The 13,605-nt window shown below is 60.7% G+C and carries 12 protein-coding genes and 1 riboswitch; of the genes, 10 read left to right on the top strand and 2 right to left on the bottom strand.

Annotated features, from left to right (window positions below; all coding sequences use genetic code 11):
- Nucleotides 1-3 precede the first annotated feature (3 nt).
- On the bottom strand, nt 4-1,443 hold the full coding sequence (locus tag D8V06_RS19835; RefSeq protein ID WP_056852342.1) for a TolC family outer membrane protein: 1,440 nt from the start codon (nt 1,441-1,443) through the stop codon (nt 4-6).
- 206 nt (nt 1,444-1,649) lie between these two features.
- Nucleotides 1,650-1,755: riboswitch (TPP riboswitch) on the top strand.
- 163 nt (nt 1,756-1,918) lie between these two features.
- On the opposite strand from D8V06_RS19835, the gene thiC reads away from it, so the two are divergent.
- The gene (thiC, locus tag D8V06_RS19830) at nt 1,919-3,808 is read left to right on the top strand and encodes a phosphomethylpyrimidine synthase ThiC (protein WP_130931651.1); all 1,890 of its coding nucleotides are present in this window, start codon (nt 1,919-1,921) and stop codon (nt 3,806-3,808) included.
- A 208-nt stretch (nt 3,809-4,016) separates the two neighbouring features.
- Entirely contained in the window at nt 4,017-5,309 is a 1,293-nt protein-coding gene (cytX, locus tag D8V06_RS19825) for a putative hydroxymethylpyrimidine transporter CytX (protein ID WP_130931650.1), read from the top strand.
- On the opposite strand, the gene D8V06_RS19820 is transcribed toward cytX, so the two are convergent.
- A complete protein-coding gene (locus D8V06_RS19820) occupies nt 5,278-6,024 on the bottom strand; it encodes an RsiV family protein (RefSeq protein ID WP_130931649.1) in 747 nt (248 codons plus the stop codon). The two genes, cytX and D8V06_RS19820, sit on opposite strands and share 32 nt — an antisense overlap.
- Before the next feature lie 224 nt (nt 6,025-6,248).
- Here D8V06_RS19820 and D8V06_RS19815 point away from each other — a divergent pair, with 224 nt between their 5' ends.
- The 8 genes from D8V06_RS19815 to D8V06_RS19780 form a co-directional block, all read left to right on the top strand.
- Nucleotides 6,249-6,866, top strand: a complete 618-nt coding sequence (locus D8V06_RS19815) for an NUDIX domain-containing protein (protein WP_056852346.1) — start codon at nt 6,249-6,251, stop codon at nt 6,864-6,866.
- A complete protein-coding gene (locus D8V06_RS19810; RefSeq protein WP_008063540.1) occupies nt 6,857-7,309 on the top strand; it encodes a DUF1249 domain-containing protein in 453 nt (150 codons plus the stop codon). Before D8V06_RS19815 ends, D8V06_RS19810 begins: the two co-directional genes overlap by 10 nt.
- A 111-nt stretch (nt 7,310-7,420) precedes the next feature.
- Complete coding sequence (cpdA, locus tag D8V06_RS19805) at nt 7,421-8,236, top strand: 3',5'-cyclic-AMP phosphodiesterase (RefSeq protein WP_130907033.1); 816 nt, start codon at nt 7,421-7,423, stop codon at nt 8,234-8,236.
- Nucleotides 8,237-8,444: 208 nt separating this feature from the next.
- Nucleotides 8,445-9,053: a YqiA/YcfP family alpha/beta fold hydrolase gene (locus tag D8V06_RS19800; RefSeq protein WP_056852348.1), complete on the top strand. Its 609-nt coding sequence runs from the start codon at nt 8,445-8,447 to the stop codon at nt 9,051-9,053.
- 43 nt (nt 9,054-9,096) lie between these two features.
- Entirely contained in the window at nt 9,097-11,001 is a 1,905-nt protein-coding gene (gene parE, locus D8V06_RS19795; protein WP_056852349.1) for a DNA topoisomerase IV subunit B, read from the top strand.
- Nucleotides 11,001-11,987 carry an esterase-like activity of phytase family protein gene (locus D8V06_RS19790; protein ID WP_130907034.1) on the top strand — a complete coding sequence of 329 codons (987 nt, stop codon included), beginning with the start codon at nt 11,001-11,003 and terminating at the stop codon, nt 11,985-11,987. The genes parE and D8V06_RS19790 overlap by 1 nt, the downstream gene beginning before the upstream one ends.
- On the top strand, nt 11,984-12,508 hold the full coding sequence (locus tag D8V06_RS19785; protein WP_056852351.1) for a TIGR02281 family clan AA aspartic protease: 525 nt from the start codon (nt 11,984-11,986) through the stop codon (nt 12,506-12,508). Before D8V06_RS19790 ends, D8V06_RS19785 begins: the two co-directional genes overlap by 4 nt.
- Nucleotides 12,509-12,515: 7 nt before the next feature.
- The coding region (locus D8V06_RS19780) for a DNA gyrase subunit A (protein WP_277751308.1) at nt 12,516-13,605 on the top strand (1,090 nt) is incomplete at its 3' end.

Genomic DNA, 13,605 nt, shown 5'->3' with positions numbered 1-13,605 from the left:
TTTTTACTGACCCGGCCGGGCCTTCAACTGTTCAGCCGCAGCCTTGGCCAGATCCGGTGGCAGGAAATCCTTGTCCGGGTTGTAGTCGGCCTTGAGCCAGCGCGCCAGGTCCTGCAAATCACCCGGGTTCAATGTCCCGGCCTGTTGCTTGAGGCGCAGGTTGTCGAGGATGTAGTCGTAGCGGGTGTTGTTGTAATCACGCACCGAGGTGTACAGCTGGCGCTGCGCATCCAGCACGTCGACGATGTTTCGCGTCCCCACCTGATAACCGATTTCGGTCGCTTCCACCGCGCTCTGGTTGGAGATGATCGATTGCTTGCGCGCCTGTACCTGTTCGACGTCAGTGTTCACCGCGCGATGCAGGTCGCGGGTGTTTTCAACGATTTGCCGGCGCAGGGATTCGCGCTGCTGCTCGGTCTGGTCCAGTTGAGCGTAAGACTGACGGACCTGGGAATTGATCAGCCCGCCACTGTAGATCGGGATGTTCAATTGCAGGCCAATCGACGATTGCTCGACATCACCCTTGTACGACTGCCCAAAGGCACTCGGGTTACTGAAGCCCAGTGCATCGTTATCGCCTTTCTGGTATCTGGCCACGGCATCAACGGTCGGTGCATGGCCGGCCTTGCGCTGTTTGAGGGTTTGCTCGGCGGCGCTGACGGCATAGTTGCTGGCCAACAGATTGAGGTTCTGTCTGGCGGCTGTGTCGACCCACGCCTTGGCATCGTTCGGTGCCGGCGGCAGGATCGGCAAGTTATGGGAAATGCCCCAGATAGCCTTGTACTGACGGTTGGTCAGGGTGATCAGGGCTTCGAACGCGTCATCCACCTGACGCTGCGCGACGATCCGGTTGGCACGTGCAGTGTCGTAGCTGGCTTGTGAGTTCAAGACGTCGGTCTTGTCCGAAAGGCCGACATCGAAACGTTCGTTGGACTGATCCAGCTGCCGTTTGAACGCGGCTTCTTCGGCCTTGGTCGATGCCAGGTTGTCCTGACTGCGCAACACGTTGAAGTAACTGTCGGCGGTTTGCAGGATCAGGTTTTGCTGGGTCGCCGAGAGTTGCAGGGCGGCCTGTTCGTTGACGTCCTTGGCGGCCTGGAACTGGAACCAGCGATCGGCACGAAACAGCGGCTGTGCCAGGGTTGCCTGGTAAGAGTGGGCATTGCGGTTGGCAGTGGCCGACGGCTGATCGATCGACGTGCGGACACTGGTGACATCCGCGCCACCCGACAGATTGGGCAGCAGCCCGGCGCGGGCCTGGGGCACGACTTCTTTCTGGGCGCCATATTGAGCGATGGCGGCAGCGAGGTCGGCGTTGTTGTCCACCGCCTCCTGGTAGACGCTGACCAGATCGTTTTTTGTCGACAAGGGCGCTTCTGCTGCCCAGGCCATTCCATTGGACGCACATGACACGGCAACGGCCAGTGAGAGTTTGCGCAGCATAGGCGATCCCTAGTAGAAATATTACACAAGTAATTTAAGCGCCAAGGCTAAGGCGCTACAGGTGCAGCGTCAATGCGCAGCCTCGGCGTAGCGAGTGTAGTTGTGCATTCAATCGGCAACAATCCTGCCTTCCCCCGTAATTACGCCATTCATCAAGGTGTTTGCAGCGGTGTTGGCGTTCTTTGCCAGTTGTGTCTAGACTGGCCGAGTTCTTGTCGGGGTGCCTTGCTATGAGGCTGAGATCGAATAATTTCGGATCCCGTTGAACCTGATCAGGTTAACGCCTGCGTAGGGAACAAGATTTCTCGTCACCCGGCGAGTCCTCTTGTGCTTCGTCCGGGATGTTGTTCGACAATCGAACAGCCCTCGTGCACCGAGCACAGCACAGCTGGTTTCCCAGCGCCCGTGCGTCCATTCGTTTACAGGTTCGCTCCGACAAAAATCCACTGCCTGGATGATGTCTGGAGAACCCGTGATGACTACAAAAGCAAAAATCGCCACCAACCTGAGTGAATCGGCCAAGGTCGATCAGCAATCGGTTCAGCCGTTTACCCGCTCGCAAAAAATCTATGTCCAGGGCTCTCGTCCGGACATTCTCGTGCCGATGCGTGAAATCAGCCTCGACGTGACGCCGACCGACTTCGGCGGCGAGGTCAACGCACCGGTCGTGGTCTATGACACGTCAGGCCCGTACACCGATCCCAACGTCATCATCGACGTGCGCAAAGGCTTGGCCGATGTGCGTTCGCCGTGGATCGAAGCCCGTGGCGACACCGAGCGACTGGCTGGCCTGAGTTCGAATTTCGGCCAGGAACGCCTTGCCGATCCCGAGTTGACCCAGCTGCGTTTCGCTCACGTCAACAATCCACGTCGCGCGAAACCGGGCGCCAACGTCAGCCAGATGCACTACGCGCGCAAAGGCATCATCACCGCCGAGATGGAATACGTCGCCATCCGCGAAAACATGAAGCTGGAAGTGGCCCGCGCCGCCGGCCTGCTGGACCAGCAGCACGCCGGCCACAGCTTCGGCGCCAGCGTGCCGAAAGTCATTACCCCCGAGTTCGTCCGTGACGAAATCGCCCGGGGCCGCGCGATCATCCCGGCCAACATCAACCACACCGAACTGGAACCGATGATCATCGGCCGTAACTTCCTGGTGAAGATCAACGGCAACATCGGCAACAGCGCCCTGGGTTCGTCCATCGAAGAAGAAGTGGCGAAATTGACCTGGGGCATTCGCTGGGGTTCGGACACGGTCATGGACCTGTCCACCGGCAAGCACATCCATGAAACCCGTGAGTGGATCATCCGCAACTCGCCAGTGCCGATCGGTACTGTGCCGATCTATCAGGCCCTGGAAAAAGTCGGCGGCGTCGCCGAAGACCTGACCTGGGAGCTGTTCCGCGACACGCTGATCGAGCAGGCCGAGCAGGGCGTCGACTACTTCACCATCCACGCCGGCGTGTTGCTGCGCTACGTGCCGATGACTGCCAAGCGCGTAACCGGCATCGTTTCCCGTGGCGGTTCGATCATGGCCAAGTGGTGCCTGGCGCACCACAAAGAGAACTTCCTCTACACCCACTTCGACGAAATCTGCGAAATCATGAAGGCCTACGACGTCAGCTTCTCGCTGGGCGATGGCCTGCGTCCGGGCTCGATTGCCGATGCCAATGACGAAGCACAGTTCGGCGAGCTGGAAACCCTCGGCGAGTTGACCAAGATCGCCTGGAAGCACGACGTGCAATGCATGATCGAAGGCCCGGGCCACGTGCCGATGCAGTTGATCAAAGAGAACATGGACAAGCAGCTCGAATGCTGCGACGAGGCGCCGTTCTACACCCTCGGCCCACTGACCACCGACATCGCGCCGGGCTACGACCACATCACCTCCGGCATCGGCGCGGCGATGATCGGCTGGTTCGGTTGCGCCATGCTCTGCTACGTAACGCCCAAGGAGCACTTGGGCTTGCCGAACAAGGATGACGTGAAGACCGGGATCATCACCTACAAGATCGCCGCCCACGCCGCCGACCTTGCCAAGGGACATCCGGGCGCGCAGATTCGCGACAACGCCCTGAGCAAGGCGCGTTTCGAATTCCGGTGGGAAGACCAGTTCAACCTGGGCCTTGATCCGGACACCGCGCGTTCGTATCACGATGAAACCCTGCCGAAGGACTCGGCCAAGGTCGCGCATTTCTGCTCGATGTGCGGGCCGAAGTTCTGCTCGATGAAAATCACCCAGGAAGTCCGCGAGTACGCGGCCAACCAACGCATCGAAGCGGTCGACGTGGACGTCGTCCAAGGCATGGCCGAACAGGCTGAGCGCTTCAAGCAGGAAGGCAGCCAGCTGTACAAGAAGGTTTGATCTGACCGGGCGCACTCGGGTGCGCCGCTTATCCATGTGGCGAGGGAGCTTGCTCCCGCTGGCCTGCGAAGCAGACCCAAAACCAGCCACCGCATTCTGGGTGCCAGATTGCGATGACCGATTTTACGACTGCTGCGCAGCCGAGCGGGAGCAAGCTCCCTCGCCACAAGGGTGGTTTACACAACAATGTCCCTCTGAGATAACACCCTTGAGCATTCAACCCAGCACTTACTCACCTGATATCGCCGTGCCGATCGACAAACGTGTGTTCGGCGGCCGCGATCTGTTTTCTCTGTGGTTCTCCCTCGGCATCGGCCTGATGGTCCTGCAGACCGGCGCATTGCTTGCACCAGGCCTGGGCCTGTCGGGCTCGTTGCTGGCGATTTTCCTCGGCACGCTGGTCGGCGTTCTTCTACTGGCGGCGGTCGGGGTGATCGGTAGCGACACCGGCCTGTCATCGATGACTGCACTCAAACTCAGCCTCGGCGCCAAGGGCGCGAGCCTGCCGGCAGTGCTGAACCTGCTGCAACTGATCGGTTGGGGGGCGTTCGAAATCATCGTCATGCGCGATGCCGCCAGCCTGTTGGGCGCCAAGGCTTTCAGCGACGCCAGCCTGATGTCGAGCCCGGTGCTGTGGACGCTGTTTTTCGGCGCGCTGGCGACCTTGCTCGCTGTCAGCGGTCCGTTGACCTTCGTGCGCAAGATACTGCGCAAGTGGGGCATCTGGTTGCTGTTGGCGGCGTGCACCTGGTTGACCTGGAACCTGTTCGCCAAGGCCGATCTGGCCGCATTGTGGACGCAGGCCGGCGATGGCTCGATGCCGTTTGCCGTGGGCTTCGACATTGCCATCGCCATGCCGCTGTCGTGGTTGCCTTTGATTGCCGACTACTCGCGTTTCGGCAAGCGGGCGAAAAACGTCTTCGGTGGCACCGCCATCGGTTTCTTCATCGGTAATTTCTGGCTGATGAGCCTGGGCGTGGCCTACACCCTGGCGTTCGCGCCGAGCGGTGAAGTCAATGCCCTGTTGCTGGCACTGGCCGGCGCCGGCCTGGGCATTCCGTTGCTGTTGATTCTGTTGGACGAGTCGGAGAACGCCTTCGCCGACATTCACTCGGCAGCGGTGTCCAGCGGGATTCTGTTGCGCCTGAAAGTCGAGCACCTGGCATTGGCCATCGGCGTGATCTGCACGCTGATCGCCTTGCTGGCGCCATTGGCGCAGTACCAGAACTTCCTGCTGTTGATCGGCTCGGTGTTTGCGCCGCTGTTCGGCGTGGTGCTGGTGGATCACTTCATTCTGCGCAAGCGCAGTGGCCAGGTGGCGTCAGCCGCATTGCGCTGGCCGGCGCTGCTCGCCTGGCTGGGCGGGATCAGCACCTATCATTTGCTGGCCAACCTGTATGCCGATATCGGTGCAACCCTGCCGGCACTGGTGGTGGCAGGGCTGCTGCAGCTGGTGCTGGGCCGGGCCTTCAGTTACGGCCGGGAAACAGCTCGGGCTTGAGGATGCCGTTCAGGCGAGGGTAGGGGATCTTCAGTTCGACATGGCCCAGTGCGTACGGCGCGATGCTGCTGGTTTCATATTTGAGGATCACCCCGCCATAGGTCAGCGCCACGTTCTGGGTTTTCTGGAACGGCCAGCTTTTGACGAACTCCGGTTCCTGATCGAGCTTGGTGCTGATCAACCAGCTGTTGTGCGCCACCTGCGCGGCTTTCCAGAACGCCTCTTCCTGCCCTGGCACCAGCATGTCCGCCAGCGTCAGCACTTTATGCTGCTGACGCGAGTAGTTGATGAAGCCGCGGCCCGGCGTGCCATGGGCGCCGCCAGTGTCCAGGTAGCTGGACAATTCGATGATCACCAAGCCGTCATGCTGCTCGCGTACTTTCGCTTGCAGGTAGCTGCTGTTGCGTGGCCCCGCAGTGCGCAAGAATTGCTCGCGATAGGCCGCCAGCGTCGGCGCGACCGGTGCATCGGGCGAGATGCGGGTCATTGCCAGCAGGCGCTTTTCGATGATGCCATCCAGTGCGGGTTCCGCGGGGAAGTGCAGGGTGTCGATGTTCACCAGCGGGCAATCCTGATCCTTGCACCCCGGCTGAAGCTGTTCGGTGGCGTCGCGGGTGACTTCCAGCGGTGCGCGATAATTGGGCTGGAACAAACTCTGGCAGGCGCCCAGGGTCAGGGCGATAGCGGCCACGGAGGCGATTTTAAAAAGCGACATGTGCGTCCTTCATAAATCAGGGAAAGGCAAAAAGTTACCCGCTTCGACTACCAACGGAGCAGTCAGTTCGCCACTAAGCTAATTAGAGTGGGTTTCGTCCTCACCGTCTATCCCGCTGACGGGAAAGGGGCTGCATCAAACCTCACGGGCGCGTTAGGATGGCGCGAAGTCGAGGTTCCACGGGAAAAGGAATCTCGTATCGGATTGAAGTAATGAGGATTGTCATGACCGATTTTGCCAACGCCATTCCGACCGCCGTAGAGATCGTTCGGCGCGAAAAGTGCTTCGAGGGCTTCTACAAGCTCGAACGCGTGCACTTGCGCCATGAATTGTTCGCCGGTGGCATGAGCCGCGAAATCAACCGTGAACTGTTCGTCCGTCATGATGCAGTGTGCATGCTGCCGTACGATCCGCAGCGAGACGAAGTCGTGCTGATCGAGCAGTTTCGTGTCGGTGCCCTCGGCAAGACCGACAATCCGTGGCTGGTAGAACTGGTTGCCGGTCTGATCGACAAGGACGAACAGCCGGAAGAAGTTGCTCACCGCGAAGCGCAGGAGGAAGCTGGGCTTGAAATCGCAGCGCTCTGGCCGATGACCAAATATTTTCCATCGCCGGGCGGCAGCGACGAATTCGTGCATTTGTACCTGGGGCGTTGCGACACCACCGGCGCCGGTGGCCTGCATGGACTGGAGGAAGAGGCCGAAGATATCCGCGTTTCGGTGTGGGCCTTTGAAGATGCCCTGCAAGCCGTACGCGATGGACGAATTGCCAACGCGCCAAGCATCATTGCCTTGCAATGGCTGGCTTTGAATCGCGTTGAAGTGAGGGGGTTATGGTCGTAAACAAACTGCGCGATCGCTATCGGGTGGACCTCGTGGGGCTGCAAGCGTCCTGTGAGGCGAACTACGCGCGCCTGATGCGACTGTTGCCGGACATGCGCAGCGAGCCTGCGGCGAGGCGCATCGCCGTGACCCATGGCGACCAGATGCTCGGCGTGCTGGCGCTGGAGGTGTTGCAGGTCTGTCCGTACACCACCACCCTGCAAGTGCGTCAGGAGCACAGTCTGCCCTGGCTACCGGTGCCGCAACTGGAAGTACAGGTCTATCACGATGCCTGCATGGCCGAAGTGGTCAGTGCCGAACATGCGCGACGCTTTCGCGGCATCTATCCTTATCCGAATGCCTCGATGCACCAGCCCGACGAAAAAGCCCAGCTGAACATGTTCCTGGGCGAGTGGCTGAGTCATTGCCTGGCATTGGGGCATGAGTACGAAGTGGTACGTTAACTTCCGTCGCAGTTGTGAACTGCGTCAGGTTCACAGGTTTCTTCTTTCGATCGTCCCCCAGCATAATTGCGCCAATCATCCAATCCCGTGATCACGCCCTGGGAGAACACCTTGCCGAGCGTATCCACCTTGAGCACCGCTGAGCCGGCACTGCTGGTGCAAATTTCCGACAGCCATCTGTTCGCCGAGGCGCACGGCACGCTACTGGGCATGAACACCCGCGACAGCCTGCAAAAAGTCCTTGAAAGGGTGCGCGCCCAGCAGCCACGGATCGACCTGGTCCTGGCCACCGGTGACCTGTCTCAGGACGGCTCGCTGGAGTCTTACCAGGCGTTTCGCGACCTGACCCGACAGCTCGATGCGCCGGCGCGCTGGATTCCCGGCAATCACGACGAGCCGCAGATCATGGCCGAGGCCGCCGTTCAGAGTGCATTGCTGGAGCCGGTAGTGGATATCGGCAACTGGCGAGTCACGCTGCTCGATTCGGCAGTGCCGGGCTCAGTGCCGGGCTACCTGCAGGACGAACAATTGCAACTGTTGGCCCGCTCGTTGAGCGAGGCACCGCAGCGGCATCATCTGGTGTGCCTGCACCATCATCCGGTTTCGATTGGTTGTGCGTGGATGGAACCGATCGGTTTGCGCAATCCGGACGCCTTTTTTGAAGTGCTCGATCGTTTTCCGCAGGTGCGTGCCGTGCTGTGGGGGCATGTGCATCAGGAGATCGATCAATTGCGTGACAATGTGCGTCTGATCGCCTCGCCGTCGACCTGCATTCAGTTTGAACCGGGTAGCGAGGACTTCACGGTCGGAGAGCAGGCGCCGGGGTATCGCTGGTTGCGGTTGATGCCCGATGGACAGCTGCAAACCGGGGTGGAACGCGTTACCGGTTTCGATTTCCAGGTCGATTACGGCTCCAACGGCTACTGACACGTTTCCCGCGAACACTGATTTCCATTGTGGGGGCTGGCTTGCCAGCGATTACGGACTGCCTGACAACATCAATGTTGAATGTGACGGCCTCATCGCTGGCAAGCCAGCTCCCACAGGGGCTGTGTTCAATTCGGTAGCGATGGCACCCAACATCCCCCGAGTCCCTGTAAACTCCGCTTCTTTACCCGACGCGCAGGGAGTCCAAATGTCCGGTTCGATCCTTTATATCCACGGTTTCAACAGCGCGCCTGCATCGAAAAAGGCCACGCAGTTGAGCGCAGTGATGGAACGGCTGGGCTTGAGCGACCATTTGCGCGTGCCGGCCTTGCATCACCATCCCCGCGAGGCCATCGGTCAGCTTGAACAGGCGATTGCAGCGCTCGGGCGGCCATTACTGGTCGGCAGCTCACTCGGCGGCTACTATGCGACTCACCTGGCCGAGCGCCATGGCCTGAAAGCCCTGCTGATCAACCCTGCCGTCAGCCCGCACCGGATGTTCGACGGATTTCTGGGGACGCAGAAAAACCTGTATACCGATGAGACCTGGGAACTGACCCACGACCACGTAACGGCGCTGGCCGAGCTGGAAGTGCCGCCACCCCTGGACCCGCTGCGGTATCAGGTATGGTTGCAGACGGGGGATGAAACGCTGGACTATCGCCTGGCCCAGCAGTATTACCGGGCCTGTGCCTTGCGTATCCAGGCCGGCGGCGACCATAGTTTCCAGGGGTTTGCCGCACAGCTTCCAGCCATGCTGAGTTTTGCCGGCATTGGCGCCGATGTGTATCAGGCGATAGATTTCACCGCATTGTGAAACCTCGCCCCTATTTTCAATGAATGACTGACGACGAGACCCCATGGCCACTCCCAGCGCTAGCTCTTATAACGCCGACGCCATCGAAGTCCTCTCGGGCCTCGACCCGGTGCGCAAACGCCCCGGCATGTACACCGACACCAGTCGGCCGAACCACCTTGCCCAGGAAGTCATCGACAACAGTGTCGACGAAGCTCTGGCCGGGCACGCCAAATCGGTGCAGGTCATCCTGCACGCCGATCACTCGCTGGAAGTCAGCGACGACGGCCGTGGCATGCCGGTGGACATTCACCCCGAAGAGGGTGTTTCCGGGGTCGAACTGATCCTCACCAAGCTGCATGCCGGTGGCAAGTTTTCCAACAAGAACTACCAGTTCTCCGGCGGTCTGCACGGGGTGGGTATTTCGGTGGTCAACGCCTTGTCGACCGAAGTCCGGGTGCGTGTAAAGCGTGACGGCAACGAATACCAGATGACGTTCGCCGATGGTTACAAGGCCACCGAGCTGGAAGTGGTCGGCACGGTCGGCAAACGCAACACCGGTACCAGCGTGTTCTTTGCGCCGGATCCGAAATACTTCGACTCACCGAAGTTCTCCATCAGCCGCCTCAAGCATGTGCTCAAGGCCAAGGCCGTGCTGTGCCCGGGGCTGCTGGTCAGTTTTGAAGACAAAGCCACCGGCGAGAAAGTCGAATGGCATTACGAAGACGGCCTGCGTTCCTACCTGGTCGATGCGGTCAGCGAATTCGAGCGCCTGCCGGACGAGCCATTTTGTGGCGCGTTTGCCGGTAACAAGGAAGCGGTGGACTGGGCGCTGCTGTGGCTGCCGGAAGGCGGCGACGCGGTGCAGGAAAGCTACGTCAACCTGATCCCGACCGCCCAGGGCGGTACCCACGTCAACGGTTTGCGCCAGGGGCTGCTCGACGCCATGCGCGAGTTCTGCGAATTCCGCAGCCTGTTGCCGCGCGGCGTAAAGCTGGCCCCGGAAGACGTCTGGGAGCGCATCGCTTTCGTGCTGTCGATGAAAATGCAAGAACCGCAATTCTCCGGCCAGACCAAGGAACGCCTGTCGTCCCGGGAAGCCGCGGCGTTTGTTTCCGGCGTGGTCAAGGATGCGTTCAGCCTGTGGCTCAATGCCAACCCGGAAACCGGTCTGGCGTTGGCCGAACTGGCGATCAACAACGCTGGTCGTCGTCTGAAGGCCAGCAAAAAGGTTGAGCGCAAGCGCATCACCCAAGGTCCGGCGCTGCCGGGCAAACTCGCCGATTGCGCCGGGCAGGACCCGATGCGCTCCGAGCTGTTCCTGGTGGAAGGTGATTCCGCCGGCGGTTCGGCCAAGCAGGCGCGGGACAAAGAGTTCCAGGCGATCCTGCCGTTGCGCGGCAAGATCCTCAACACCTGGGAAGTCGACGGCAGCGAAGTGCTGGCCAGCCAGGAAGTGCACAACATTGCCGTGGCCATCGGCGTCGATCCGGGCGCGGCGGACATGAGCCAGCTGCGCTACGGCAAAATCTGCATCCTTGCCGACGCCGACTCCGACGGTCTGCACATCGCGACATTGCTCTGTGCCCTGTTCGTCCAGCACTTCCGTGCGCTGGTCGATGCCGGCCACGTGTATGTCGCCATGCCGCCGCTGTACCGCATCGACCTGGGCAAAGAGATCTACTACGCCCTCGACGAAGCCGAGCGCGACGGCATTCTTGATCGCCTGGTGGCGGAGAAGAAGCGCGGCAAGCCTCAGGTCACCCGATTCAAGGGTCTGGGTGAAATGAACCCGCCGCAGTTGCGCGAAACCACCATGGATCCGAACACCCGGCGCCTGGTGCAACTGACGCTGGATGATTTCGAGGCGACCTCGGAAATCATGGACATGCTGCTGGCGAAAAAACGCGCTGGCGATCGCAAGACCTGGCTGGAATCCAAGGGCAACCTGGCGGAGGTGCTGGGCTGATGCGCCTGGGCTTTGCCCTGGCGTGTGCGTTGCTGCTGACCTCGATGACGGTGTCCGGCGAACCGGCACCGCAACTGCGTCTGTTGTCCGAGCATGCCATCGATGGCATGCGCGGCGGCAACCTGTCCGGGCTGGCTCAGTGCGGCAAGGAACTGTGGACGATCTCCGACCGCGACGACGATCAGATCTACCGCCTCGATACCCAGGCCAGCGTCTGGCGTGCAGAGGCCTTGGGCATCGGCGTGCCGGAAGTGCCTGACAGCGGCTTGCCCTGGGGCCTGCGTTCGCGGGCCTGGGCGGCGTCATTCGTGCGTGGCGGCGGTCTGGACTTCGAAGGCATTACTTGCGACAACGCCGGCAACCGCTATGTCGTCAGTGAAGCCCATGCAGCGGTGTTGCAAATTCCGCCGACCGGGCCGACTTCCTGGTTGAAGATTTCCCCGCTGATGGTGCGTGAAGCTCGGGCCAGAGGCATGTTGTTGCGTTTCAACGCGTTGTTCGAGGGCTTGGCGATCAATCCTGAGGGTGACCAGTTGTGGTTGGCCGCTGAACGCCAGAACCGTGGATTGCTGCTGGTCAAGCGCAAGCAAACCGTCTGGGATTGCGACGGCGGCTGCGTGCTGCTCAGCGAAGACGGAAAAGAAATGCAGCCTGCACAGTTCCCCCATGCCAGGGCAATGCCCCGGGACTTTGCCGATCTGTCACTGTTCAACGGCAAGCTGTTCACCCTGGAACGCAATGCGTTCGAGATCTGTCGCCGCGACGCATTGACTGCCAAGCTCGAGCGTTGCTGGTCGTTTGCCGACGAGGCATTGCAGGAAAATCGGCGTTATCCCCAGGATTTCGGCCTCACGGAGGCATTGGTAGTCGACGCTGACGGAGCCTGGATCGGTATCGACAACAACACCGGAGCCCGTGCCGATGGTGAATTTCGTCCGATCGTCTGGCGCTTTGCCGCGCCTGACGGTGGCTGGAACGCGCCGTGAGCCAGCAAACCCCAGGTAAACGCGCCGGTCGAGTGTTGATGGTGCTGGCCTGGTGTGCGGCGCTGTTTCTGGCCACACGGTTTTTCGGGCAGTGGGAAGAGCGTCAGCAAAACCCGAATGTGATGGTGAGCTCGGAACAGGGCAATGGTTACATCGAGGTGAAACTGGCCAGCAATGCCCAGGGACACTTCGTCGCCAGTGGCCATATCAACGGGCAGCCGGTGGACTTCATGCTCGACACCGGGGCCACTGATGTGGCGGTCCCGGCGGAACTGGCCAAGCGCTTGCAGCTGGCAGAAGGTTTCGGTGTGACCCTGAGCACGGCCAATGGCCTGAGCCAGGGCTATCGCACCCGTATAGAACGCCTGCAACTGGGCGACATCGTGCTGCGGGATGTCCGCGCACTGGTGGCGCCCGGCCTGCATGGCGACCAGGTGTTGCTCGGCATGAGCGCACTGAACAAACTTGAATTTACCCAGCGCGGTGGCACCATGCTGCTGCGCCAGACAACGAACCGATGAGGCCCGCATGAGCGACATCCTTGCAGACAGCTTAGATGGCGTAGAACGCCGATCGCTGGCTGACTTCACCGAAAATGCCTACCTCAACTACTCCATGTACGTGATCATGGACCGTGCCTTGCCGCATATCGGCGACGGCCTGAAGCCGGTACAGCGGCGCATCATCTACGCCATGAGCGAGCTGGGGCTGGACGCTGATTCCAAGCACAAGAAATCGGCGCGTACCGTCGGTGACGTGCTCGGCAAGTTCCATCCGCACGGCGATTCGGCCTGCTACGAAGCCATGGTCCTGATGGCCCAGCCGTTCAGCTACCGCTACACGCTGGTGGACGGCCAAGGCAACTGGGGTGCGCCGGATGATCCCAAGTCTTTTGCGGCCATGCGATACACCGAAGCGCGACTGTCGCGCTACTCCGAGGTGCTGCTCAGCGAACTGGGCCAGGGCACCGCGGACTGGGGGCCGAACTTTGACGGCACCCTCGACGAACCGCTGGTGTTGCCGGCACGTTTGCCGAACATCCTCCTCAATGGCACCACCGGTATCGCGGTGGGCATGGCCACTGACGTGCCGCCGCATAACCTGCGCGAAGTCGCCAGTGCCTGCGTGCGTTTGCTGGATGAGCCCAAAGCCACGGTCGAACAGCTCTGCGAGCATATCCAGGGCCCGGATTACCCGACCGAAGCGGAAATCATCACGCCCCGTGCCGATCTGCTGAAAATGTATGAAACCGGCAAAGGCTCGGTTCGCATGCGCGCCGTTTATCACATCGAAGACGGCGACATCATCGTCACCGCGCTGCCGCATCAGGTTTCGGGTGCCAAGGTGCTGGAACAGATCGCGGCCATGATGCAGGCCAAACCGTCCAAGGCCCCGCAGATCGCTGACTTGCGCGACGAATCCGACCACGAGAACCCGTGCCGGATCGTGATCATTCCGGGAGCGCGGAAAAACTTCGACCACGATGCGCTGATGCAGCATCTGTTCGCCAGCACCGAGCTGGAGTCGAGTTACCGGGTCAACGTCAACATCATCGGCCTGGATGGCAAGCCGCAGCTGAAAAACCTGCGCGCCTTGCTGGTCGAGTGGCTGGAGTTCC

This window comes from Pseudomonas sp. Sample_24 (assembly GCF_004307605.1).
Taxonomy (GTDB): domain Bacteria; phylum Pseudomonadota; class Gammaproteobacteria; order Pseudomonadales; family Pseudomonadaceae; genus Aquipseudomonas.
The sequence above is the reverse complement of the archived record's forward strand: the minus strand, read 5'-3'. Positions and strand labels throughout refer to the sequence as shown.